Raw genomic sequence first — 23,805 nt, 5'->3', positions numbered from 1 at the left:
CGAGAAGCCTAGTCAGAGCCCTGCGCACGGGTTGCCGCCCACCGTGCAACCCTCCGGCTCCCGGGCCTTCGGCCGGCTGTCGCGGACGTCGAACCGGATCGTCCGCGTACCGCCGGCCGGCACCGCCAGGCCGCTGAAGGTGATGGACTGTCCGTCCTGTCGCCAGTCCGCTCCCTCGACGTCGTCGACGCTGCTGCCCTCCGCGAGGGTCACCACCACTACCCACTGCTCGGCGGGCGCGGGGCCCGGGTTGTCGACCACCACCTCCCCCGTGTAGCCGAACAGCCGGCTGGAGTCGGTGTCGTAGCGCGCCACCAGCGGCGGTGGGGGTGGCGGCGCCGCCGTGGACGTACGCGACGGCTTCGCGGACGGGGTGCGGCTCGGACGGACGCTGGTGGTCGGCGTGGGGCTGCGCGTCGGTCGCGCCGACGGGGTCGCCTTCGGTTGCGCGGTCGGCGCGGCCGCCGCCATGCTCGGCGACGGTGTCGTCGGCGTCGGGGACCCACTCGGCGCGGCGGCGGAGGGGCCCTGCTCGCCGGGCAGCGTCAGCCACGCCACCAGCCCCGCCGCGAGCACGACCCCGGCCAGTCCCGCGACCGCCGCACGTCGGCGACGGCGGGCCCGCGCCGGGCCGGCCGCGCCGAGCACCGGCAGCTCGGTCGTCATCCCGACCTCGCCGCGCCGCAGGTCGACCTGCTGGAACGCGAGCCAGTCGAGAATGGCCGGCAGGCGCACGGTCAGCGCCTGCCGGAGCTGCTGCTCGCGTGGATCGTGCTGCTCCTCGGACCAGGAGCCGTGCGTCGGGACCTCCCGCACGGTCAACCGGCTGCCCTGCTTGGTGGCGGTGACCGCGCAGGTCAGCTCGGTGAGCCGACCGGCCTCGTCGCAGCGCAGCACCAGCAGCTCCGGCACCCACCGCTCGGTCACCTCGACCTCGACGTCGGCGTCGAAGCCGGGCAGGCCGGCCGTGTGCAGCACCAGCCGGTCCGGCACACCCTCCACCATGTCCGCCTCGGCGAACCAGCGGCCGAGCAGCTCCCGATCCGTCAGTGCGAGCCAGACCCGGTCGGGCGGGTGGGACAGGTCGACGTGCGCGCCGATCTCGATCACGGCGAGACTCTAACGGGTTCCTCGTCCGGCCCGTTCCGCCCGCCCGCCCGAACCGACGACCGGTGGCCTGGTCAGCCCCAGCGGGTCGCCCGCTGCGCCGCCGCCGCCAGCGCGACCCGGGCGTCGGCGCTGACCTCGACGACCAGCTCGGCCGCCGGCACGTCCCGGGCGAGGCTGTGCGCCTGCCCGGCCCACAGATTGGCCACCGAGGCGTCGCCGTCGCGCCGGGCGGCGGCGAGCAGCGGGCGGGTCAGGTGCAGCACCTGCGGGTAGCCGGCCGGCGCCGCCGCGTCATGGGCGCGCAGGAAGTCGTTGACCACGCCACGGGCCCGCTTGCCGGTGAACGCCCGGGTCAACGCCGTCGGCGCGGCACTGGCCACCGCCGCCCGGTGCAGGGGTGAGCTGCCCGCCTCCGGGCAGCGCAGGAACATGGTGCCGAGTTGGGCGGCCTGCGCCCCGGCGGTCAGCGCTGCCGCCAGGGCGGGGCCGTCGGCGATGCCACCGGCGGCCACCAACGGCCGGTCACACCGCGCGGCGGCCAACCGGAGCAGCGGCAACAGCGCGTAGTCGTCGTCGTCCGGGACCCCGCCCCGGTGCCCACCCGCCTCGGTGCCCTGCACCACGACGGCGTCCACACCCAGCTCGGCGGCGGCCGTGGCACCGGCCGGGCCGGTGACCGTGGCCCAGACCTCGGTGCCGCGCTCCCGCAGGGCGGCCACCACGGCCCGGTCGGGCAGCCCGAACGCGAAGGACACCACCGGGACCGGGTCCGCGAGAAGCGCGGCCAGCTTCTCCGGGTACGCGTCGTCGCCGCCCAGCGGCTCGCCCAACCGCACGCCGAGGCGGTCGGCCTGCGGGGCGAGTCGCTGCGCGTACGCCCCGATGGCGGCCTCGTCGACGGTGCCGTCGCCGGGCAGGAAGACGTTGACCCCGAACGGTCGGTCGGTACGGGCGCGCACCTCGGCGATGTCGGCGGCCAGCCGCGCGGTGTCGATCATGCCGGCGGCCAGGAAGCCCAGCCCGCCGACGGCGGAGACGGCCGACGCGAGGGCCGGGGTGGACGGACCACCGGCCATCGGGGCGGCGACGATCGGGTGGCGCAGCTCGGACAGCACGGACATCCACCCATCCTGCCGCACCGTGCCGGTCCCCCGGCCCGCGGCGCGGCACCCACCCGCCGTGCCCGCACCAGGCCCGCCGTCGCCGGCCAGCGGTGGCCGGTGTGCCGCCGGCCGACCCGTCGGCCGGTCAGCGTCGGTCGGTGTGCCGCCGCCACAGCACGCCGGCCACGGCGAGGAGCGCCAGCAGTGTCCCGGCGCCGGCGGCCAGCGGCCAGGTCCGACCGCCCCCGATGCCTGCCGTCTGTGCCGCCGGGCGGGCCGCCGTGGGTGACGGCGGGGCCGCGGTGGTGGACTCCGCCGGGTGCGGGGCGGCCGCCGTCGTCGTCGCGGCGGGATACCGCAGGATCGTCGGGCGGCTGCCGGCCGGTTGGTCGGCGGACTCGGAGACGGTGAGCAGGGACCGGCCGTCGCGGCTGTAGGTGATCGACTCGCCCTGCGGCTCGTCGGGCAGCGGCGTGACCCGTGGGGTGCCGCTGGTCAGCGCGGCGACCACGTCGCCGCCGGCCACGTCGTACTCGAACGCGTCGGCGTAGCTGCGCAGCACCACCCGGCGGCCGTCCGGGGCGTTCGCCGCACCGGTGACGACGCCCCGCCCGAGGAACGAGAAGGGGTTGCTTGTGGTGCTGGCCGGGAGGACCACCTTGCCGACGGAGGTCAGCGGTGTCGTGGCCCCCGGCTTCAGCGCGGTGGCCGGCGCGTACAGGACGACGGTGCCGCTGCCGCCCTTCGTGACGATCAACGGTTGGCCGGCCGCGTCGAGCAGCAGCGCCTCGGCGTCGTGCGGATTGTCCGGGTACGTCATCCGGTACAGCACCGGCCGGTCCGCCCCCGGCGCAAGGCGCCACAGCGCGATGGTCTCCCGGTTGCGGTCGTTGTCACCGGTGTCGGCCACCCAGATGGTGCCGTCCCGGCCGAGGGCCAGGTCCTCGGTGTCGCGGGGCCGCGAGGGGTAGCTGACCGTCCGCGCCACCGCGCAGCGCCGGTCCAGGAAGAAGATCCGGAGGCGGGCCTCGTCGTCGGCGCCGTCGTTGACCACCACGTACCCGTCGTCGGTGGCGACCATGCCGGAGATCTCGGTGAGCCGGTCGTCACGGACCTGGCACACCGTCCGCCCCCGCCGACGCCGCGCCGGCGGCCGCCGGGCCCGGCGACTGCACCGCGGCCAGCGGCGCCGCGCCGGCCACGAGAGCGGCAAGCGTCGCTGCCGCGCGGGCGTGCCGCCCCCGGGTCACCCAGCCGCGTACCCGCATCGCCCGCCTCCTCGCCGCGGCCGTGGCCCGGCCGTCCCGCCCATCCTGGCCGATCGCGACCAGCGGCGGCGACCATCCGCGCGGACCCGACGACATCCCCGCCGCCGAACCGGCGCGAGGTGGACCGACTGCCTCGCGAACCGGCGCCGCGCTTGTTGCGCCGAACGGTTTCTCGGGGACCGGCACCGCCACCGGATCTGTCGTACCCGTGGTCCATGATCGTGTCGTCGTGGCGCCGCCGGCTCCGGCCGGCGTGCGCACCATCCTGGATTCTTGTCGATGTGGGAGGCCGTGACGTGACGAACGCCGACGGAGCCGACTGGCGGCGACGCAGCGTGGTGGCGGTGATGCCGCCCGCCCGCCCGCGCAAGCTGGCCAAGGTGCCCTTCGTCGAGCTGGCCGACGGGCGGTTGCAGGGCGTGGTCTCCAGCGGGTCGGACGTCGAGCGGGTCTACGTCTCGTCGGTCACCGCCGGCACCCACGCCTACCAGTGCAGCACCAACAACAACCGGCCCTGCGGCGGCCTGCGCGGCATGCCGTGCAAGCACCTGCACGCGCTCGCCGACGAGGCAGTCCTCCAGTACGGCGTGGACCGGGTGGCCCGCTACCTGCGGGTCGACGTCGGCGACGGGCTGGCCGACGGCGGCGAACTGCTGGCCCGACTCGACGGCCAGGCCGAGCCGGCCTCGGCGGCGGTGGTGTTCAGTCGCTTTCTGCGCCACCTCGCCTACCTGGAGCTTCCGGTCAGCACTGTCGCGCTGCCCGAGCTGCACTGGTTCCCGGCCACCGGGGCGGGCCGCTGATGCGCGGCACCCAGGTCGCGCGCCTGCACGCGGTCCCGGCCGGCCTGAGCGACGCGCTCGACGTGGTCGCCGGCTTCGACGACGCCCTCACCGACGGCTTCGGTCGGATCGGCGAGCGCGGTGTCGCGGCGCTCGCCGCGCTCGCCGACGCACTGGCCGGCACCCCACTGGACGGCCCGGTGACCGCCGCGGTCGACGCGGTCACCGCCGGATCGGCCGCCCCGGAGCATCTCGCCGCGCTCGCCGGCGCACGCTCGGCGCTGCTCGGCGCGGCGCACGACGCCCTGCTCGGGCAGCTCGACGAGGCGTTGGGCCGCGCCCGGTCGCCCTGGACGACGCCGACCACCGGGCCCTCCGAGGCGCCACCCGCGCTCACCGCGGCACGGGCGTGGTGGCACGAGGTGGCGGTCACCGGCTGGCGTGGCGTCGACCACGAGCTGCTCTCCGCCGCCGCCGGGGTGGTCGAGGCCTGCCTGGCCGTGCCGGAGCTGCGCCGGACCGCGGTGCTGCTCGACGGGCTCGCCGCGGAGCTGCGGGCCTGCGTGCCGGTCGCCACCATGGCGCAGGTGCCGGCCCGCCGCTGGGCCGACCTGTGGGCCCGGGGCGTCCTGCTCACCCAGGGCGCACCGCCGACCGGTGAGGCGTCGACGGTCTCCGGGCGGCTGTTGCCGCTCGGCGTGGACGTGCACAGCCACGACACCGCCGTGCAGGTCCAGGTGCACGCCGTCCTGGAGCCGGCGGACGGCGGTCCGGCGCTGCTGGTCCGCACAGGGGTCGCCGCCGCGAAGGTCGACACGATCGTCGGTCCGGCGATCTGGCGACTGCTGTCGGCACACCCGCTGCTGCTCACCGCGCTGGCCGAGCGGCGGACGCTGACCGTGACCGATCTGCCGCTGCGCGGTGGCGACCTCAGCTGGTTCGACGACCGGGTCCAGCTCGACGAGCCCGCCGACCCGTTCGCCACCGCCCGGGTGCTGCTGCCGGTCGCGAGCACCGCCGCGAGCGACCCACTCGATCGCCACCCGACGGGCATCGCCGAGCCGGTGCTCGTCGAGGGCACCGCGATCCGCGACGAGGACGGCACGCTCGCCGTCGAGGTGGACGGCGAACGGGTCGCGCTGGCCGTCGACCGGCTACCGGCGGCCGGCCCACTGACCGCCGACCTGGTCGCCGCCGCGTCGGCCTGCCTGGGCCTCCTGCGCTGGGACGACGGCCGCTGGCTGCTCCAGCCGTTGGCGGTGCGGGCCACCGTCAAGCGACGGACGGTGCAGGCGCACAACGGCGACTGGGCGTGCGGCGTCACCGATCCGAAGGTCGCCAAGGAGGAGGCCCGGGCGGGCGACGCCGTGGCCGTGCTGCGCGAGCGCGCGGGACGGCTGCTGCGCCGATGACCGCGCCGATCCCCACCGGCGGGTACGCCGACGCCAACCGCCGTCAGGTCCTCTACTGGCGGCTGCTGTCCCGCCTCTTCGACCGCGACGAACAGCCCGGCCTGGAGTCGGCGAGTGTCGCGGTGGTCGACGACCTCGGGCTGCCCGCCGCCCTGTTGGACCCGTCGGTCTCGGTGGACACCATCGTGCAACGCTTCCCGGCACTCGCGGCAGAGCTGCGCGGCCTGCTCACCTCCGCCGAAGCCCAGCCGCACGCCGACGGGACGCACGACGCCCAGTCGCACGCCGGCGGGCCGCACGTGGCCGGGCCGGGCGGCGACGAACCGGACGACGCCGCGAACAACGGCGAGGCGCACGCCGCCGCGCCGGATGGCACCGGGCCGGAAGGGCCGGCGGGCGATCCGGCGGGCGACGGCTCGGCCTACCGGCCGGGTGCGGCCGAGGTGCGCCGGGCTGCGCTGGTGTCGAAGGTGCTGCTGAACGTGTTCGCCACCGGATCCGGTCCGGTCAGCGCCACCCAGCTGGCCCGCTGGCAGTCCGACGCCGGCTGGTTCGAGCAGGCCCTCGGCTGCGAGCCCGGTGAGCTGCGCCGCCAGGGCGGCGGGCTGGGCGGCACCCTCGCCGGGCTGGAGGGTGACCTGGTCCGGCGGATGCACCTGCGGGAGGTGCTGGCCGACCCGGCGCTGGCCAGCCAGCTGACCCCGAGCATGTCGCTGATCGAGCAGTTGCTGCGCGACAAGGCCAACCTGTCCGGTGTGGCGCTGGCGAATGCGAAGGCGCTGATCAGGCGCTTCGTCGACGAGGTCGCCGAGGTGCTCCGTACGCAGGTGCAACAGACCAGCGTCGGCGCGCTGGACCGGTCGGTGCCGCCCAAGCGGGTGTTCCGCAACCTGGACCTCGACCGGACCATCTGGCAGAACCTGACCAACTGGAGCCCGGACGACGAGCGGCTCTACGTCGACCGGCTCTACTACCGGCACACCGCGCGGCGTACGACGCCGTCGCGGCTCATCGTCGTGGTCGACCAGTCCGGCTCGATGGTCGACGCGATGGTCAACTGCACGATCCTCGCCTCGATCTTCGCCGGGCTGCCGAAGGTCGACGTGCACCTCGTCGCGTACGACACCCGGGCCCTGGACCTCACCCCGTGGGTGCACGACCCGTTCGAGGTGCTGCTGCGTACCCAGTTGGGCGGCGGCACCGACGGCACGGCGGCGCTGACGCTGGCCCGACCCAAGATCGCCGAGCCGAAGAACACGGTGCTGGTGTGGATCTCCGACTTCTACGAGGTCAACCACCAGGCGGTCTTCGACGGGCTCCAGGCCGTGCACCGTTCCGGCGTCAAGGTCATTCCGGTCGGCTCGGTCAGCAGCTCCGGGCAGCAGAGCGTCAACCCCTGGTTCCGGCAGCGCCTGAAGGACCAGGGCACCCCGGTCATCTCCGGTCACATCCGCAAGCTCGTCGTCGAGCTGAAGAACTTCCTCACCTAGGAGAGCAACCCCTCATGTCCGAGATGCTGCGCGCCCCCGCCGAGGTCACGTACGCCGACGAGCTGGATTTCCTGGAGTCGGTCGACACCGGCCCGAAGCCGTTCTCGTGGCGCCTGAGCCCGCGCATGGTCCGGCTCTTCGTCCTCGGCTCGGAGCGGGCCGACGGCCTGTCCCGGGAGATCCCCCAGAAGTGGTTCGGCGACCGCAGCTTCGTCGAACGGGCCATCGTCACCCTCGCCTCGGACCGGGGCCTGCTGCTGATCGGCGATCCCGGCACCGGCAAGAGCTGGCTGGCCGAGCTGCTGGCCGCCGCGATCTGCCGCAACTCGACGCTTGTCGTGCAGGGCACCGCGGGCACGACGGAGGACCACATCAAGTACTCGTGGAACGTCTCCATGGTGATCGCCAAGGGTCAGTCCCGCGAGTCGATGATCCCGTCACCGATCATGACGGCGATGGAGCGTGGCGTGGTCGGTCGTTTCGAGGAGCTGACCCGCTCCACGAGCGACGTGCAGGACGCCCTGATCTCGATCCTGTCCGAGAAGTACGTCGCCATCCCCGAGCTGGACCAGGACAACATCGTCTTCGCCCAACCCGGTTTCTCGATCATCGCCACCGCCAACAGCCGGGACCGGGGCGTCAACGACCTCTCCTCGGCACTCAAGCGGCGGTTCAACTTCGTACGGATCCCGGTGGTGACCAACAAGCGCAGCGAGGCGGAGATCGTCCGGTTCCGCACGGAGGAGCTGCTGCGCCGACACCGCATCGAGCTGGACGTGCCGCCCACCCTCCTGGACATCCTGTTGCAGAGCTTCGCCGACCTGCGCGCCGGCGCCGCCGCCGCGACAAGCGACGACGAGAAGTTGGAGTCCGCGCTGTCCACCGCCGAGCAGATCGGTGTGCTGGAGGACGCGATCCTGCACAGCCAGTTCTTCGGCGACCGTACGCTGCGCGCGGCGACGCTCGCCGGGTCGCTTGTCGGGACGCTGGCCCGGCGTAGCCCGGAGGACCTGGCGATCCTCAACAAGTACCTGCACGGCGTGGTGGAGCCCCGGGCCCGCAAGGACGACGACGGGTGGGCGGGCTTCCTCGACGGCGGTCGTCAGGCGATCGCGTCCCTGTCGTGACCGCGTCCACCGTCGCCGGCCCGTTCGGCGCGCTCCGCGGGCAGCTGACCGACGCGGCTGCCGCGTTCACGGGCTCCGCCGACGCGCTCGGCACGATCCTCGCCGGCATCGTCGACGACGTCGACCGGGCGCTCGGCGAGCGGCTGGAGATCTTCCCGGTCTGCCACCACTCACCGGCGTCCGCGCTGGCAATGGTGCGTCGGCTGCGGGCCAAGCAGCCCCGGGTGATCTACCTGGAGCTGTGCGAAGATCTCCAGCCACTGCTCGGGGAGCTGCGCAACTGCCGTCTGCCCGTCGCGGTGCAGGCGTTCGCGTCGGAGCTGTCCGGCTTTCCCGCCGACTGGGGGCCACTCAGCGTCGTCGCGCCCGTCACCGAGGCGTCGGCGGAATACCAGGCCATCGCGTACGCGCTGGAGACCCCCGGCGTGGAGCTGGTGCTGGTGGACCGCTCCACCGACCACGTCTTCCAGTGGTCACCGCGCGACCGATCGCCCGGCGGGAGCGGTACGGCCGGGCCGACCGACGGGAGCGGTACGGCCGCGCCGACCCCCATCGGGGAGGAGTCCGGGCTGCACGGCGACGCCGTCGGGGTGGAGATCGGTGACCTGCGGCCCGGGTTCGCGGAGCTGGAGGCGTACCTGCTGCACCACGGCAAGGTGCGGCACTGGTCGGAGTGGTGGGACCAGTACGTGGAACGGCCGCTCGCCGACGCCGACCACGACACCTACCGGCAGGTGATGGTGCTGATCGGCAGCCTGTTCCGGCGGCTGCGCCCGACCGGCTCGGATCGGCTGGACCGCGACGAGGACCGCGAGCGGTACATGTGGGCGCGGATGCGTCAGCACCTCGCCGCCTCCGGCGTCGATCCGGCCGACTGCCTCTACGTCTGCGGCGCGTTCCACGCCGCCAGCCGGGTCGAGCAGTTCGGGCTGGACTCCACGGCGGCCGACTTCGAGATCACGCCGCGCACCGACACCCGCTGGCGGTACGGGCTGATCCCGTCCAGCCACTCCGCGATCGAGGCCCAGTTCGGGCTGGCGCCGGGCTCGGTGTCGATCGCGGCGGCGACCTGGACGAAGGCGGTGAGCAGGCACGGGCTGTCCCCGTACCGGCTGGACGGCCAGCGCGCGGCGGGCACCCGGGGGCGGCGGAGCCGGACCACGACGGCGCCCTCCCCCGTCGGGCCGGTCAGCGACCGGCTCACCAGCTTCCTCGCCGCGGCGCCCGACCTGGACGGCCTGGACGAGGCGGAGCTGCGCGGCTGGTGCGTGGACATCGTCCGGCTGACCCGGCGCAACGGATACCTGGCCAGCACCGCCGACGCGATCGCCGTCTTCGAGACCTCGGTCCTGCTGGCCGGCCTGCGCAACCGTGCCCGGCCCACCCCGTACGACTTCGCCGACGCGGCGGTCACCTGCATCGAGAAGGACGTGGTGCCCGGCCGGCGCGACGTCCGGCGGCTCTGCGAGATCCTGCTGGGCGGCGACCGGATCGGCCAGGTCGGCTACGACGCCCTCCCGCCGCTGGCCCGCGACGTGCTCGATCGGCTCCAGCCCCTCGGCCTGGCGCTGGACAAGCGGACAGTGCAGCGGGCGCTGCTGGATCTGGCCGCCCAGCCGGAGCTGGGCCGCTGCTCGGACCTGCTGTGGATCCTGCGGCACCTGCTGCCACCGGCCGCGGTCCGCCCGATCATGGGCGAGCGGCGGCTCGGGCACCGCTCGGTCCAGGAGAGCTGGGACCTGGCGCTCGGCCGCCACCAGCGGGCGCTCATCGAGCTGGGCTACGAGGGCGTGACCGTCGAGCAGGTCCTGGAGCAGCGGTTGCGCCGGGCGGTACGCGGGCCCGACGCCACCGCCTCGGGCGCGCTGGCCGCAGTCGAGGACGCCATCCGGCTGCTCGACAGCCCTCGCCTGGTCGACGAGTTGGGGGCGCGTGCGGTGGACCTGCTCGCCGCCGAGCGCACCGTCGACGACGCCCCGGACGTGCTGCGCCGCATCCGGCGTCTGCTGGCCCACTACCGGGCCACCGCGCCGGCCCTTCCGCCCTGGTGCGCGGCGTTCGTGACCACCGGGTACGCGCACTACTGCACCCTGCTGCCGACCGCCATCGCCGCCGAGGAGACGGGGGTCCGGCAGGTCGGCGCGATGCTCGGCTTCCTGTTCTCCATGGAGGGTCTGGCGCTGTCGCTGGGTTGCGACCGGTCCCAGTTGGAGTTGGCCGTCGGGCAGTCGCACCCGACGGCGCCGGCGAAGGTCGCCCTGCTCTGGGCGGGCCGACACCAGCTCGGCCTGCTGCCGCTGGCCGAGCTGCGGGCCCGGTGTGCCGAGTTGCTGGCAAACCCGCTTGTGGTGCCGGCCTTCCCCCAGTATCTGGCCGGGTTCGTGCACGCGCTGGAGCCGGTGCCCGCGCTGGCGCCGTTCGTCGTCGAGACGATGTCCACGGCCTTCGCCCGGCTACCCGACCCGGTGCTGCTGCCGTGGCTGCCGACCCTGATCACGACACTGCGGGACCAGGGTCCGGAGCTGGTACCGCTGCTGATCCGCGAGGCGGGGCGCACCTTTCCGGAGGCGCTGCCGGAACTGGATTCCTGGGTGCCGCCGTGGGTGGCCTCCCCGCCCCAGCCGGGGGTGGACGACGAGCGCCTCGTCGCCGCGCCACCGCGGCGGGTGGGCGTCCTCCTCGCCGCGCATCCGGAGGCCGTCGACGCGATCGCCGCACTGCTCGGACACGACGGCGGGTGGCTGCCGGCCACCGACGCCCCCGCCGACCCGGGCGGCGTTGCCGCGCTGTTGGCGGCGCATCCCGACACGGTCGAGGCCGTCGCCGCGCGGGTGGTGGGCCAGGCGTGAGCGCCACGACGGCGGGTAGGCAGCGGCCCGGCGGCATGTCGACACCCGCCGGGCAGGAGGCTTGCGATGAGCACGTACCGGGATGAACAGGGCGAGACGATTCCTCCTCCGGAGGCGGACGCCGCCGAGCAGCGGCAGGACGCGTTCGACGTCGGGCCGCCGGACCGGGTGTCCGGCGACGTCGACCCAGAGGCGTCCGAGGCCGACCTGGCCGAACAGGGCGCCCTGCCGGCGGGCACGCTCGAGGAGTTCACGTCGCTGCCGGCCGACGCCAACCCGGCGGACGCCCTCGAACAGCGTCAGGAGATCCCCGCGCGCGACGAGGGCCGCCGCACCTGACCGCGCCGGTCGCGGCCCGGCCGGGCCGCGACCGGCGGACCGATCGGGCCCGTCCGCGCCGGCTCAGCCGGCAGCGCCGACCGGCCGGCTCAGCCGGCAGCGCCGACCGGCCGGCTCAGCCGGCAGCGCCAGCTCAGCCGGCTCAGCCGGCGACGCTGACCAGCCGGCTCAGCCGGCGACGACCTGCCACAGCAGGAACGCGTTGAGCGCGACGACCAGGACGGCCACCAGGGCCGCTGCGGCGGTGGTGAGCGGGTGGTTGACCAGGTTGCCCATGAGGTCGCGGCGGCGGGTGAAGGCAACCACCGGGATCAGTGCGAACGGGATGCCGAAGCTGAGGATGACCTGCGACAGCACCAGGGCGCGGGTGGGGTCGAGGCCGATGGCGAGCACGACCAGCGCGGGCACGAGGGTGACCAGCCGACGCAGCAGCAGCGGGACCCGGCGGCGCAGGAAACCCTGCATGATCACCTCACCGGCGTAGGTGCCGACGCTCGTGGAGGCGAGCCCGGAGACCAGCAGGGCGACCGCGAACCCGAACGCGGCGGCGGTGCCGATGCTCTGACCGAGGCCGGCGTGCACCCCCTCCAGGCTGTCGGCGCCCACCGGGCCGCCGCCCCGGAAGCTGGCCGCGGCGATCAGCAGCATGGCGAGGTTTACCGCGCCGGCCGCCGTCAGGGCCAGCAGCACGTCGGTGCGCTGGCCGCGGAAGAGGGTACGACGCTCGGCGTCGTCGGTCGCGGGGATGCGGTCACGGGTGAGCGCGGAGTGCACGTAGATGACGTGCGGCATGACTGTGGCGCCGAGGATTCCGGCGGCCAGCAGCACGCTGTCGGTGCCCTGGAGCCGGGGTACCAGGCCGGCCATGGCGGAGCCCGGATCGGAACCGGCGGCGAGCAGGTTGGCCGCGAAGGCCAGGACTATGACGCCGAGCAGCACGGCGATGGCGATCTCGAACGCGCGGAACCCGCGCGAGCGCAGGGCGAGCACGACGAACGCGGCGCCGCCGATGATGAGCCCGCCGGGCAGTAGTGGAATGCCGAAGAGGAGGTACAGGGCGACCGCGCCACCGATCACCTCCGCCAGGTCGGTGGCCATCGCGACGAGTTCGGCCTGCACCCACATCATCCGGTTCACCGGACGGGGCAGGCGCTCGCGGCACAGCTCGGGCAGGCTACGGCCGGTGGCCAGGCCCAGCTTGGCGGTGAGGGTCTGCACCAGCATGGCCATCAGGTTGGCCACGACCACGACCCAGACGAGCAGGTAGCCGTAGCGGGCGCCGGCTGCCGAGTTGGTGGCGAAGTTGCCCGGGTCGACGTACGCGACGGCGGCGACGAACGCCGGACCGAGCAGGATCAGCCGCCCGCGTACCCGACCCCGGGCGCGGGCGACCTGCAACGGCGTCGCCGTCGGCGTCGTGAGTTCGTTGGTGACCATCGAGCACCTCCCTCTCCGCACGGATCGCGTGCCTGTTCCCTTCCCGGGCGGTTGACCCGCCGGTGCCAATCCCTGGCCCGGGGGTGCCAGGGCGGAGTAGCCGCTTGACAGGGGGCACGCGCGGCACCAAGCTGTCTATTAGTCCTACTGTCGTAGGACAACAGGAAGGATCATCACGAGTGATCGAGTTCGTGCTGGACAGCCGGTCGAAGGTGAACACCTACATGCAGCTCGTGCAGCAGGTGAAGCAGGCGCTGCGGGTCGGCCTGCTCGCACCCGGCGACCAGCTGCCGAAGGTCCGGGACGTCGCCCAGTCGCTGGCGATCAACCCGAACACGGTGCTGAAGGCGTACCGGGAGCTGGAGATCGAGGGTCTGGTCGGCGGCCGACCGGGGGTGGGCACGTTCGTCCAGCGCACCCTGGCCGGCGCGTCCCTGCCCAACCAGGCCGAGCTGCGCGACGACCTCGTGGCGTGGCTGCACCGGGCGCAGGCCGCCGGCCTCACGGCCGAGGACGTCGTCGCCCTGGTGGAGACCACGCTGCGCGCCACCCTCACCGACGACACCCCACAGAAGGAGCCCGCGTGAGCGGGCGAGCGCAGCGAGCACGCGGCGCGACGAGAGGACAGAGGATGGACTTGGTCTTGGAGGCCGACCGGCTGGGCAAGCGGTACGGCAGGACGTGGGCGCTACGGGACTGTTCGCTGCACCTGCCGGCCGGCCGGATCGCCGCGCTGGTCGGGCCCAACGGGGCGGGCAAGAGCACGTTGCTGCACCTGGCCGTCGGGCTGCTCAAGCCCGACGAGGGCACGGTACGGGTGTTCGGCAGGTCGACGTACGGCGACACGGAGGGGCTGGCCGACATCGGGTTCGTCGCCCAGGACACCCCGCTGTACCGGGACTTCACCGCCGCCGAGCTGGTCATCGCCGGCGGCAAGCTGAACAGACGGTGGGACGCGGCGCTGGCCCGGACCCGGTTGGCGCAGCTCGGCATACCGCCCGACAAGCCGGTCGGCAAACTCTCCGGCGGGCAACGGGCCCAGGTGGCGCTCGCTCTGGCGCTGGCCAAGCAACCCCGGCTGCTGCTGCTCGACGAGCCGGTGGCCAGCCTCGATCCGCTGGCCCGGCGGGAGTTCCTCCAGTCGCTGATGGGCAGCGTCGCGGACTCCGGGACCACAGTCCTGCTCTCCTCGCACCTGCTGGCCGACCTGGAGCGCGTCTGCGACTACCTGATCGTGCTCAACGCCGCCCAGGTGCAGCTCACCGGCTCGGTCGACGAGCTGGTGGCGGCACACCGGCAGCTCGTCGGCCCGCGCCACGACGGCGCTCCGATCGGCGGCGTCGCGCAGGTGGTCCGGGCCAGCCATACCGACCGGCAGTCCACGCTGCTGGTACGCACCGACGGGCCGGTCACCGACCCCGCCTGGACGGTCCGCGACGTCAGCCTGGAGGACGTCGTCCTGGCCTACCTGGCCGACGGCGTCGCGCAGACCAGTCACAGCGAGTGGGGAGTGGCGGCATGATCTGGCTGACCTGGCGGCAACACCGCAAGCTGGCGTTCTACACCCTGCTGGGGCTCGCGGTGCTCGCCGCCGTGCTGGTGCCGATCGGCCTGTCGATGCGGCACACCTTCACCGACCTCGGGCTGGCGGGGTGTCTACACCCGTCCACCCTCAGCGAGGCCGCCGCGCAGACCTGCGACGTGAGCCTGCGCCGTTTCAGCGACAGGTACGACAGCCTGAACCTGGTGGCGGTGCTGCTGATCACCCTGCCGGTGCTGGTCGGCCTGTTCTGGGGCGCACCGCTTGTCGCTCGCGAGGTGGAGCAGGGCACGCACCGGTTCGTCTGGACCCAGGGCGTCGGCCGCACCCGCTGGGCGCTTGTGAAGTTCGGGCTGGTCGGCGGGGCCGTCGTGCTCCTCGCGGCCTGCTACGGACTGGGTGTGTCGTGGTGGGTCGACCCGCTCACCAAGGCCGCGCACGAGGGCCGGCTCGGCGTGATCGTCTTCGACCTGCAGGGCATCGTGCCGATCGGCTACACCCTCTTCGCCGTGGCGCTCGGCATCTTCGCCGGCACCATCTGGAAGCGGATGCTGCCCGCCATGGGCATCACCCTCGCCGGGTTCATCGGCGTACGGGCAGCGGTGGAGATGCTGGCCCGACCGCACTACCAGCCCGCCCGTACCCAGACCTTCCCGATCGAGGGGCCTGGGATTCCGGAGGGAGACCGGGGCAACTGGGTTCTCGCCGTGGGCATCCGGAACCCCGACGGAACGATGGTCGCAGAGAACACCCGGATCCAGTGCCCGCCGGGCGGCAAGGGGCCGGACGGTCGGGTCTGCGGCGCCGAGCTGGGTCTCAAGCCGGGCGCGTACAACTGGGAGATGTACCAGCCGGCGGACCGGTTCTGGCTGTTCCAGGGGATCGAGACGGGCATCTTCGTCGCCCTCGCCGTGCTCCTGCTCTACCTCGCCATCCGCCGGGTGCGTCGGATCGCGTAGCCGACCACTGGTGATCGCCGGAGCCACGGGGGCCCCGGCGATCACCCGTCAGCGCAGGCCCTCGGCGCTCAGTTTGAGCCAGGACGCGAGGTCGCGCAGCTCGTCGTGCACGGCTCGGGTCAGCTCCGGGGTGAAGGGCACGTCCTCGTGGACGGTGTGCACCGTGAACGTGCCGCGTCGGCGGTCGGCCGTGGCGTCGACCTTCCCGACCAGCCGGTCGCCGTGCAGGATCGGCAGCGCGAAGTAGCCCCACCGCCGGCTGGCCTTCGGCTTGTACATCTCCAGCACGTACTCGTACTCGAAGAGCTCGGCGAGGCGGACCCGGTCGTGCACCAGCCGGTCGAAGGGCGACAACACCGCCGTACGCCCGGTGAAGGGTTGCCCGAGCGCTGCCGGGTCCACCCGCCAGACGCCCGCGACGCCCTCCACGACCGCCGGCTCCCCCGCGTCGCCGACGTCGGCCGGCTCGCCCGGGACGACCATCGCCTTCTCCCGCGCGATGCCCAGGGCCCGCAGGCGGCGTTCGTTGCGGAGCCGGTGTGCCTCCTCCAACCCGACGGCGGGTGTGCCGGCCGGGTAGACCCGCTCGGCCACGTCCCACAGGCGCTGCCGGCCCCGGCGGCCGGCGACCGCGACCTCGCCGCGCAGCACCAGGAACTCCAGCATCTGGGTGACGTTGCGGTTGTTGGTCCACCCGGACGACGGCCAGGGCACCACGCACGTGTCGGGGATGTCGCGGGAGAGCAGCGGCCCGCTGCGGGCGAGCAGGTCGAGCACGTCGCGACGGAACGAGTCGTTGCTCCGCAGCCACGCACGCGGCCGCTCGTGCGTGGGCCAGGCCGCCATCGCGGCGAGGTGGAGCCCCAGGTCGTCCATGGGACGCACCATCGCCTGGTGCTCGAAGAGCGTCCGGTCCCTCTCAAGGGCCTGTTGCAGGTGCGCCGGCTCGTAGGACGAGCCGAGCCGGCTCCAGCAGACCAGGTCCGCGCTCGGCGCGACGGCGGCGGTCGGGTCGATCTGCACGAGGGTCAGCTGACGCACCACGGTCAGCAGGTCGGTCGGCCGCGGGGCGGCCAGCAGTTGCGCCCGCACGGCGATCCGCCGTGCCTGCGCGCGATCGAGCTGGTGGGGAACCACGCCGCAGAGCCTAACGGCGGCCACCGACAGGACCGCGACGATGGCCAGCAGGACAGTGCGGGTCAGGCCGGCTCGGCGGAGCCCGCCTGACCCACCACGCCGACGTTGAGCGGGTCGGCCAGGAGCTTGTCGAACGCCAGCTCGGCGGCGCCGATCAGGACGGCGTCGCGGCCGAGCGCCGCGGCCCGCAGGCGGAGGTGCTCGCGGGAGGCTGGCAGGGGCATGGCGTCCAGCCGCCGCCGCACCGTGTCCGCGCCGGCGATGAAGATGTCGCGCAGCGAGCCACCGAACACCACGGCGTCGGGATTGACCACGTTCACCAGGTTGGCCACGCCGAAGCCGAGCCAGTCGGCGACCTGCTCGACGGCTCGGAGGGCGGCCGGATCGCCGTCCGCCGCCGCGCGCAGCACCTCGGTCACCGCGGCACGGTCGTCGGGGTCGCGGCCGGCGTGGCGCAGCAGCGCGGCCTCACCGATCTCGGTCTCCCAGCAGCCTCGTGAGCCGCAGCCGCACGGCAGGCCGTTCGGGTTGACGACCATGTGGCCGACCTTGCCGCTGTGGCCCCGGTGGCCGATCATCAACCGGCCGCCGACCACGATGCCGGCGCTGATGCCCAGGTCGCCGTGCAGGTAGATGAGGTCGTCGATGCCGGGGGCCACGCCCCGGATGTGCTCGGCCAGGCCCGCGATGTCGGCGAGGTCGCCGGCCACGAACCCCGGGCCGGCGGTGAGTTCGGCCTCGAGCGCCACGCTGAGGCCCTCGTCGACGCCGACGATCCGGAGCCTGCCGTCCGCGTCGCGGGTGGTGTCGGTGACGGCGACCGCCCCGCCGACCAGGAGCGCGTCGGAGGCGACGCCGCGTTCCATGTCGCGGACGAGATCGGCCAGCGGGCCGACGGCGTCGACCGCCGACATGCCACCGGGACGGGCGACCTCGCGCAGGTCGAGGATGCGACCGCCGAGGCCGACCCGCGCCGCGCGCAGGCGGTCCGCGTCGATGCTGAGCGCGTGCGCGTAGACCCGGTCGGAGCGGGGGCTGACCACGAGGGAGGGGCGGCCGGCCCGCCGGGCGGTGGTCGGCGCCTCCTCGGTGACGAGGCCGCTGGCGGTCAGGTCGGCGGCGAGTGCGCCGATGGTGCTGCGGTTGAGACCGAGGCGGCTGGTCAGTTCGGCCCGGGACGTCGGCCCGTGCAGGTGCACGTAGCGCAGCACCGCGCCGAGGTTCTGCCGTCGGATCTCCTCCTGGCTCGCGCCGGGGACCGGGGGCAGCGGGGATTCGGGGTTACGGCCGGCGCCGGCTGGCCTGGACCGTACGGGTGTCTCCACGGTCAGACCTCCTTCCGGATCGGTGCCGGGTGGGCGAGGCGGCACGGACGACGATGGGTCCCGGAAGAGGAGATCCGGGACCCATCGGCCTTGCTGCCTACCGTGTGGTGATTACTTGGTGAGCGGCGCGAGCTTCGGGTCGTTCGCGTACGCCTCGGCCGCGTTCGCCTTGGTGACGGCGACCGGCGGGAGCAGGAACGTGTCGACGACCTTGCTGCCGTTGTTGTACGACTTGGTGTCGTTCACCTGCGGGGCGTTACCGGCCTGGAGAGCCTTGACCATGTTGATGGTCTCCTTCACCAGGTTGCGGGTGTCCTTGTTGATCGTCATGTACTGCTCGCCCTTGACGATCGACTTGACCGACTCCACCTCGGAGTCCTGGCCGGTGACGATCGGGGTCGGCTTGCCGGCGCCCTTGACCGAGGTCAGGATCGCGCGGGCCAGGGTGTCGTTCGGGGAGAGGACGCCGTCCAGCTCCTTGCTGCCGTAGGTCGAGGTCAGCAGCTGGTCCATGCGGGCCTGCGCACCCTCGGCCTTCCAGCCCTGGATGGCGGTCTGCTTGACGTCCTTCTGACCCGAGGCGACGACGACGTTGCCCTTGTCGATCTCCGGCTTGAGCACGCTCATCGCGCCGTCGAAGAAGACACCTGCGTTGTTGTCGTCCGGCGAGCCGGAGAACAGCTCGATGTTGTACGGGCCGTTCGGCTTCTTGGCCTTCATGCCGTCCAGCAGGGCCTGGCCCTGGAGCTGGCCGACCTTGAAGTTGTCGAACGCGACGTAGTAGTCGAGGTCCGGCGTGTTCTTGATCAGCCGGTCGTACGCGATGACCTTCACGCCGGCCTGGTGGGCCGCGGCGACCTGGGTCGACAGCTGCGCGGCGTCGGTCGCGCCGATGACGATGACCTTGGCGCCCTTGGTGACCATGGCGGTGATCTGGGCCTGCTGGTCGGCGACAGTGGTCGACGCGCCGGCGTACTGCACGTCACCCTGGAAGCCGGCCTCCTTGAGACCGTTGGTGAACAGGTCACCGGCGAGAACCCAGTTCTCGGAGGTCTTGGCCGGCAGGGCGACACCGATCAGGGAGTTCGCCGCGAAGCCCTTGGCCTCGCCGCCCTTGGTGTCGGAGTCGCCGTCGCGGCCGGAGCCGCAGCCAGCGAGGGCCAGCATGGCGGCGGCGCTGACAGCGACCACCGACGTGCCGAAGAATTTACGCATGGTGAGGACTTGCCTTTCTGGAAGTGGAGCGGGGTGGAGAGGTCGGTGACCGTCAGCCGGACACCGCTGCCTTGGCGGGCTCGCGCTCCGCGTCCGGCGGTGAGGCGGGTGGGACGGAGTCGTCGCGGCGGAACGGCCGCATCAGGCTCCCGATGATGGAGAAGCGGCCCTGGCTCTTGTTGTAGACGTCGACCGCGACGGCCAGCAGCAGGACCAGGCCCTTGATGATCTGGACCTTGTCGGTGCCCACGCCTTCGAGCTGGAGGCCGTTGTTGAGCACGGCCATGACGAGACCACCGACGATCGAGCCGCTGATGGTGCCGATACCGCCGGCGACGGCCGCGCCACCGATGAAGACCGCGGCGATGGCGTCCAACTCCCAGCCGTTGCCGTCCTGCGGACCGGAGGCCGCCGAACGGGCCACGAAGATCATGCCGGCCAGTGCGGCCAGGACGGACATGTTCATCATGACGAAGAAGTTGACCCGCTTGAGCTTCACGCCCGACAGCTCGGCCGCGCGGGAGTTGCCGCCCACCGCGTAGATGTGCCGGCCACCGGCCGTGTTGCGGGTGTAGAAGGAGTAGGCGATCACCAGCACCAGCAGGATGATCCCGGAGATCGGGAAGCTGGTGCCGACGCGACCGCTGGCGAAGCGCAGCGCCGCGAAGGCGATCACGCCGACCATGATGGCCATCCGCAGGACCGAGATCCACATGGGCGCCGGGTCGGCGTCCATGGCCCGACGGGTCTTACGGGCCTGCAGCTCGCGCCACACCACGGCCACCGCGGCGGCCAGGCCGAGCAGCAGCGTCGCGTTGTTGTAGCCGGTGTTCGGCCCGAACTCGGGCAGGAACCCGGAGCCGATGTCGCGGAAGCCCTCCGGCACCGGGATGCTCTGCGCGTTGCCGATGAACTGGTTGCCACCGCGGAAGAGCAGCATGCCGGCCAGGGTGACGATGAACGCCGGCACCCCGACGTACGCCACCCAGAAGCCCTGCCACGCGCCGATCACCGCGCCGATGGCGAGGCCGAACACGATGGCGGCGGGCCAGGGCAGATCCCACTCGGTCATCGACTTGGCGACCAGGATGCCGGTGAAGGCCGCGACCGAGCCGACCGAGAGGTCGATGTGCCCGGCGACGATCACCATGAGCATGCCGATGGCCAGGATCAGGATGTACGAATTCTGCTGGAACAGCGCGATCAGGTTGTCCGAGCGCAGCGTCAGCCCGTTGGTCCAGATCTGGAAGATCAGGACGATCGCCACCAGGGTGAAGATCATCCCGAACTGGCGCGCGTTGGAGGTCGTACCTCCAAACAGATTCTTCTGAAGGTCCTTGATACGGCTCATCGGGAGGCCAACTTCTTCGTCGAGGTCATCTGCTTCATGAGGTTTTCCGGGGTGGCGTCCGCCCGGGCGATCTCGCCCGTGATGGCGCCTTCGAACACGGTGTAGATGCGGTCGCAGAGCCCGATCAGCTCAGGCAGCTCCGAGGAGATGACGACGACGCCCTTCCCCTGGTCGGCGAGCCGCTGGATGATGCCGTAGATCTCGTACTTGGCGCCCACGTCGATGCCGCGCGTCGGCTCGTCGAGGATCAGCAGGTCCGGGTCGGTGAACATCCACTTGGCCAGGACGACCTTCTGCTGGTTGCCGCCGGAGAGCTTGGAGACGCTCTCGTCGACCGTCGGGGCCTTGGTCCGCAACTCCTTGCGGTACGCCTCGGCCGCCTGGTATTCCTCGACCTCGTCCAGGACGCCGCGGTGCGAGATCTTGGACAGCTTGGCGGCCACCGTCGACGTCTTGATGTCGTCGAGCAGGTTGAGGCCGATCGCCTTGCGGTCCTCGCTGACGTACGCGAGCCCGTTGTCGATCGCGTCAGCGACCGACTTCAGGACGATCTCCTTGCCGTCCTTGATGATCGTGCCCGACTCGTACACCCCGTAGGAGCGGCCGAAGACACTCATCGCGAGTTCCGTGCGGCCCGCGCCCATCAGGCCGGCGAAGCCGACGATCTCGCCGCGGCGCACCACGAAGCTCTCGTTCTTGCAGACCTGGCGCTCGGCGGAGATCGGGTGCCGGACGTTCCAGTTGCGGACCTCGAAGAAGACCTCGCCGATCTTCGGGGTGTGGTCCGGGAACCGGCTGCCCAGCTCCCGGCCGACCATGCCCCGCACGATCCGGTCCTCGTCGACCCCGTCCGCCTTGACGTCGAGGGTCTCCACGGTCCGGCCGTCGCGCAGGATGGTGATCTGGTCGGCGATCGCCTCGATCTCGTTCAGCTTGTGCGAGATCATGATCGAGGTGATGCCGCGCGAGCGGAACCCGCGCAGCAGGTCCAGCAGGTGCTTGGAGTCCGCCTCGTTGAGCGCCGCCGTCGGCTCGTCCAGGATGAGCAGCTTCACGTCCTTGGCGAACGCCTTGGCGATCTCCACGAGCTGCTGCTTGCCGACACCGATGTCCTTGATCAGGGTGTCCGGGTCCTCCTGGAGGCCGACCCGGGCCATCAGGTCCAGCGCCATCCGGTTCGCGGCCTTCCAGTCGATCGCGCCGTGCTTGCGCGGCTCGTTGCCGAGGAAGATGTTCTCGGCGATCGACATGCCCGGGATGAGCGCGAGCTCCTGGTGGATGATCACGATTCCGGCGTTCTCACTGGCCCGGATGTCGGAGAACCTGCTCTCCGACCCCTGGTAGATGATCTGGCCGTCGTAGCTTCCGTACGGGTAGACACCGCTGAGGACCTTCATCAGCGTGGACTTGCCCGCACCGTTCTCGCCGCAGATGGCATGGATCTCGCCGGCGCGAACCACCAGGTTGACGTCGGAGAGGGCCTTGACTCCGGGGAACTCCTTGGTGATGGAGCGCATCTCAAGGAGGGTGGGCACGTCGTTCATCGCTCGTACCACCTCGCCAACGTCATCGTTGCCTCCGGAAGGTTGAACCTTCACTTGGTTTTGTTGTTGCTGGCAACGTATTGCGGCGAAGAGGCCATCCGCAAGGCGAGAGCCTGTTGAAAATGTAACAATCCGGCAATATAGACGAAGCAGAGTATTCGCCCGTCACAGCCGCCCCCGCAGCCCCTCCTGGCACCATCGCCTGTCCGTGGCAACGTTGTCAAATGCCGGATCGTGGGACGATCAGCTCCGGTCGCTGCCACCAGGCCCGCCACCAGGCACGATCCGCGGCGGCGGGGCAAAAGATAGCCTACCCGCGAGTACGAAACTATCGGCAACTCTTGATCAAGCCGCGCCGTCGGCACCGCCCTGCGGGCGCAACGACCACCCTCGACCGACGGTGTGACCCACGCCTCTCCGGGCCGGACGTATCGACGCCGACCACCTCGTCTCGCCCACCACCAGCGGACGGAGTGACGACTTGACGTCCCTTAAGTGTGGATCCGGCCCCAGAGGGCGCATTGGCCGGTCAGCTCGGGCGCAGCACCGCCTTGATCACACCGTTCTCCCGCCGGTCGAAGCCGCGGTACAGCTCCGGCGCGTCGGCGAGGGTGCCGTGGTGGGTCACGATGATGCCGGGCCGGGCGCGACCGGCGACGACCAGATCGCGCAGCAGCACTGTGTAGCGGCGGTCGTGCGTACGGCCGAACCGGACCGCGACGCCCTTGCTGAACAACGTCCCCCACGGCGCGACCAGCTCCTCGCGGGCGCTCGCGCCGGGCCGGGGGTGCAGGTCCTTGTCCGGGTAGACGCCGGCGACCCCGATCGAGCCGGCCGGGTTGACCAGCCGGGCCGCGTCGGCGATGACCTGATCCGGGCGCTCCTGGTCGGGGCGCTCACGGTCGCGCGCCTGGAACCCGACCGCGTCGATGACCCGGTCGATCCCGCCCAGCTTCTCCTCGCCGAGCGGCAGGCCCGCCCGCGCGCGGTCGGCACGGATCTGCTCGACCGGGTCGCCGAGGCGGAAGTCGATCGGAACCGCCCCGATCTCGCCGGCCTTGTCCAGCCGCGCGTCGACACCGTCGACGCAGTAGACGACCCGGGCGCCCCGCAGCAGCGCCGAGTACGCCCCGAGCAGGCCCACGGCGCCGGCGCCGAACACGGCCACCGTGTCACCGGCCTCGACTCCGGCGAGGGTGGCCGCGGCGTGCCACCCGGTGACGAACGCGTCGGCGAGCAGCACGAAGTCGTCCTCGTACGCGTCACCCGGCTCCCCCGGCACGGGCACACAGTTGGCGTCGGCCCACGGCACGCGCAGCAGCTCGGCCTGGGCCCCCCGGTACGGGCCCATCCCGGCGTAGCCGTACGCGGCGCCCGGCCCCTCGGCCCGGGCCCGCAGGCAGGCGGCCGACAGTCCGCGGGCGCACATCACGCAGGTACCGCAGAACAGGTGCGTGGGGATCACCACGCGGGTGCCCGGACGCACGGTCTGCACCGCCGAGCCGACCTCCTGCACCACGCCCAGCGGTTCGTGACCGAGCACCAGCCCGGGGTCGGCGCCGGTGCGCCCGTCGTACATGTGCAGGTCGGTGCCGCACAGCGCGGTGGACGTGATCCGCACGAGCGCGTCCGTCGGGGCCTCCACCGTCGCGTCGGGCACCTCCCGCACCGCTACGGTCCGGACGTCCGCGTAGACGACGGCTCTCATCCCGACTCCCCTTCCGGTGGTGGAGTGTCGGCCTTCCCCCCGCCGGGCGGTTCATGCCGGTGTTGGTCGCCCGGCAACGGTCGCACGTCGTGATCGAGGGCCCCGGCGG

General features: G+C 72.6%; 20 protein-coding genes. 9 read left to right on the top strand and 11 right to left on the bottom strand.

Annotated elements, in window-relative coordinates; all coding sequences use genetic code 11:
* Positions 1-12: 12 nt before the first annotated feature.
* The 4 genes from MILUP08_RS11350 to MILUP08_RS35830 form a co-directional block, all read right to left on the bottom strand.
* The gene (locus MILUP08_RS11350) at positions 13-1,110 is read right to left on the bottom strand and encodes an SRPBCC domain-containing protein (protein ID WP_007457684.1); all 1,098 of its coding nucleotides are present in this window, start codon (positions 1,108-1,110) and stop codon (positions 13-15) included.
* A 71-nt stretch (positions 1,111-1,181) separates the two neighbouring features.
* Entirely contained in the window at positions 1,182-2,231 is a 1,050-nt protein-coding gene (locus tag MILUP08_RS11345) for a nitronate monooxygenase (protein WP_007457683.1), read from the bottom strand.
* 127 nt (positions 2,232-2,358) lie between these two features.
* Positions 2,359-3,336, bottom strand: coding sequence for an NHL repeat-containing protein (locus MILUP08_RS11340; protein WP_007457681.1), 978 nt, complete (start codon positions 3,334-3,336; stop codon positions 2,359-2,361).
* Positions 3,320-3,481: a hypothetical protein gene (locus MILUP08_RS35830; RefSeq protein ID WP_007457679.1), complete on the bottom strand. Its 162-nt coding sequence runs from the start codon at positions 3,479-3,481 to the stop codon at positions 3,320-3,322. Before MILUP08_RS35830 ends, MILUP08_RS11340 begins: the two co-directional genes overlap by 17 nt.
* A 335-nt stretch (positions 3,482-3,816) precedes the next feature.
* On the opposite strand from MILUP08_RS35830, the gene MILUP08_RS11335 reads away from it, so the two are divergent.
* The 6 genes from MILUP08_RS11335 (at position 3,817) to MILUP08_RS11310 (ending at position 11,480) form a co-directional block, all read left to right on the top strand.
* Positions 3,817-4,284, top strand: a complete 468-nt coding sequence (locus tag MILUP08_RS11335) for a hypothetical protein (protein WP_193376617.1) — start codon at positions 3,817-3,819, stop codon at positions 4,282-4,284.
* Entirely contained in the window at positions 4,284-5,675 is a 1,392-nt protein-coding gene (locus MILUP08_RS11330) for a hypothetical protein (RefSeq protein ID WP_007457674.1), read from the top strand. The genes MILUP08_RS11335 and MILUP08_RS11330 overlap by 1 nt, the downstream gene beginning before the upstream one ends.
* Positions 5,672-7,165, top strand: coding sequence for a VWA domain-containing protein (locus MILUP08_RS11325; protein WP_007457673.1), 1,494 nt, complete (start codon positions 5,672-5,674; stop codon positions 7,163-7,165). Before MILUP08_RS11330 ends, MILUP08_RS11325 begins: the two co-directional genes overlap by 4 nt.
* Before the next feature lie 14 nt (positions 7,166-7,179).
* Positions 7,180-8,292 carry an ATP-binding protein gene (locus MILUP08_RS11320; protein ID WP_007457671.1) on the top strand — a complete coding sequence of 371 codons (1,113 nt, stop codon included), beginning with the start codon at positions 7,180-7,182 and terminating at the stop codon, positions 8,290-8,292.
* Positions 8,289-11,141 carry a DUF5682 family protein gene (locus tag MILUP08_RS11315; protein WP_007457668.1) on the top strand — a complete coding sequence of 951 codons (2,853 nt, stop codon included), beginning with the start codon at positions 8,289-8,291 and terminating at the stop codon, positions 11,139-11,141. The genes MILUP08_RS11320 and MILUP08_RS11315 overlap by 4 nt, the downstream gene beginning before the upstream one ends.
* Positions 11,142-11,207: 66 nt before the next feature.
* The gene (locus tag MILUP08_RS11310; RefSeq protein WP_007457666.1) at positions 11,208-11,480 is read left to right on the top strand and encodes a hypothetical protein; all 273 of its coding nucleotides are present in this window, start codon (positions 11,208-11,210) and stop codon (positions 11,478-11,480) included.
* A gap of 168 nt (positions 11,481-11,648) precedes the next feature.
* Here the strand turns inward: MILUP08_RS11310 and MILUP08_RS11305 are convergent, their stop codons facing one another.
* Entirely contained in the window at positions 11,649-12,917 is a 1,269-nt protein-coding gene (locus tag MILUP08_RS11305) for an Nramp family divalent metal transporter (RefSeq protein WP_007457664.1), read from the bottom strand.
* 179 nt (positions 12,918-13,096) lie between these two features.
* On the opposite strand from MILUP08_RS11305, the gene MILUP08_RS11300 reads away from it, so the two are divergent.
* From MILUP08_RS11300 to MILUP08_RS11290, 3 genes are read left to right on the top strand one after another with little or no spacing between them, the layout of a single operon-like run.
* Positions 13,097-13,504 (top strand): GntR family transcriptional regulator, encoded by a 408-nt coding sequence (locus MILUP08_RS11300; RefSeq protein WP_007457663.1) that lies wholly within the window; start codon positions 13,097-13,099, stop codon positions 13,502-13,504.
* A 44-nt stretch (positions 13,505-13,548) separates the two neighbouring features.
* Positions 13,549-14,439 (top strand): ABC transporter ATP-binding protein, encoded by an 891-nt coding sequence (locus MILUP08_RS11295; RefSeq protein WP_007457662.1) that lies wholly within the window; start codon positions 13,549-13,551, stop codon positions 14,437-14,439.
* On the top strand, positions 14,436-15,416 hold the full coding sequence (locus tag MILUP08_RS11290; protein ID WP_007457661.1) for an ABC transporter permease: 981 nt from the start codon (positions 14,436-14,438) through the stop codon (positions 15,414-15,416). Before MILUP08_RS11295 ends, MILUP08_RS11290 begins: the two co-directional genes overlap by 4 nt.
* A 48-nt stretch (positions 15,417-15,464) precedes the next feature.
* Here the strand turns inward: MILUP08_RS11290 and MILUP08_RS11285 are convergent, their stop codons facing one another.
* From MILUP08_RS11285 to MILUP08_RS11260, 6 genes are all read right to left on the bottom strand, one after another.
* Complete coding sequence (locus MILUP08_RS11285) at positions 15,465-16,553, bottom strand: DNA glycosylase AlkZ-like family protein (protein WP_007457660.1); 1,089 nt, start codon at positions 16,551-16,553, stop codon at positions 15,465-15,467.
* A 62-nt stretch (positions 16,554-16,615) separates the two neighbouring features.
* A complete protein-coding gene (locus tag MILUP08_RS11280) occupies positions 16,616-17,878 on the bottom strand; it encodes an ROK family transcriptional regulator (protein ID WP_007457659.1) in 1,263 nt (420 codons plus the stop codon).
* A gap of 111 nt (positions 17,879-17,989) precedes the next feature.
* Positions 17,990-19,093, bottom strand: a complete 1,104-nt coding sequence (locus MILUP08_RS11275) for a substrate-binding domain-containing protein (RefSeq protein WP_007457658.1) — start codon at positions 19,091-19,093, stop codon at positions 17,990-17,992.
* Positions 19,094-19,145: 52 nt separating this feature from the next.
* Entirely contained in the window at positions 19,146-20,444 is a 1,299-nt protein-coding gene (gene mmsB / locus MILUP08_RS11270; protein WP_007457657.1) for a multiple monosaccharide ABC transporter permease, read from the bottom strand.
* Entirely contained in the window at positions 20,441-21,988 is a 1,548-nt protein-coding gene (gene mmsA / locus MILUP08_RS11265) for a multiple monosaccharide ABC transporter ATP-binding protein (protein WP_007457656.1), read from the bottom strand. The genes mmsB and mmsA overlap by 4 nt, the downstream gene beginning before the upstream one ends.
* A 529-nt stretch (positions 21,989-22,517) precedes the next feature.
* A complete protein-coding gene (locus MILUP08_RS11260) occupies positions 22,518-23,696 on the bottom strand; it encodes a glutathione-independent formaldehyde dehydrogenase (RefSeq protein ID WP_007457655.1) in 1,179 nt (392 codons plus the stop codon).
* Positions 23,697-23,805 lie beyond the last annotated feature (109 nt).

Source organism: Micromonospora lupini str. Lupac 08 (genome assembly GCF_000297395.2).
GTDB lineage: Bacteria > Actinomycetota > Actinomycetes > Mycobacteriales > Micromonosporaceae > Micromonospora > Micromonospora lupini.
This window is presented reverse-complemented; position numbering and strand designations above follow the sequence as displayed.

What these genes read in the sequence shown, in the direction of transcription:
- MILUP08_RS11260 (WP_007457655.1), bottom strand. Translation starts at nt 23,696, where the DNA reads ATGAGAGCCGTCGTCTACGCGGACGTCCGGACCGTAGCGGTGCGGGAG.
- mmsB (WP_007457657.1), bottom strand. Translation starts at nt 20,444, where the DNA reads ATGAGCCGTATCAAGGACCTTCAGAAGAATCTGTTTGGAGGTACGACC.
- MILUP08_RS11275 (WP_007457658.1), bottom strand. Translation starts at nt 19,093, where the DNA reads ATGCGTAAATTCTTCGGCACGTCGGTGGTCGCTGTCAGCGCCGCCGCC.
- MILUP08_RS11290 (WP_007457661.1), top strand. Translation starts at nt 14,436, where the DNA reads ATGATCTGGCTGACCTGGCGGCAACACCGCAAGCTGGCGTTCTACACC.
- MILUP08_RS11310 (WP_007457666.1), top strand. Translation starts at nt 11,208, where the DNA reads ATGAGCACGTACCGGGATGAACAGGGCGAGACGATTCCTCCTCCGGAG.
- MILUP08_RS11305 (WP_007457664.1), bottom strand. Translation starts at nt 12,917, where the DNA reads ATGGTCACCAACGAACTCACGACGCCGACGGCGACGCCGTTGCAGGTC.
- MILUP08_RS11330 (WP_007457674.1), top strand. Translation starts at nt 4,284, where the DNA reads ATGCGCGGCACCCAGGTCGCGCGCCTGCACGCGGTCCCGGCCGGCCTG.
- MILUP08_RS11295 (WP_007457662.1), top strand. Translation starts at nt 13,549, where the DNA reads ATGGACTTGGTCTTGGAGGCCGACCGGCTGGGCAAGCGGTACGGCAGG.
- mmsA (WP_007457656.1), bottom strand. Translation starts at nt 21,988, where the DNA reads ATGAACGACGTGCCCACCCTCCTTGAGATGCGCTCCATCACCAAGGAG.
- MILUP08_RS35830 (WP_007457679.1), bottom strand. Translation starts at nt 3,481, where the DNA reads ATGCGGGTACGCGGCTGGGTGACCCGGGGGCGGCACGCCCGCGCGGCA.
- MILUP08_RS11325 (WP_007457673.1), top strand. Translation starts at nt 5,672, where the DNA reads ATGACCGCGCCGATCCCCACCGGCGGGTACGCCGACGCCAACCGCCGT.
- MILUP08_RS11345 (WP_007457683.1), bottom strand. Translation starts at nt 2,231, where the DNA reads ATGTCCGTGCTGTCCGAGCTGCGCCACCCGATCGTCGCCGCCCCGATG.
- MILUP08_RS11320 (WP_007457671.1), top strand. Translation starts at nt 7,180, where the DNA reads ATGTCCGAGATGCTGCGCGCCCCCGCCGAGGTCACGTACGCCGACGAG.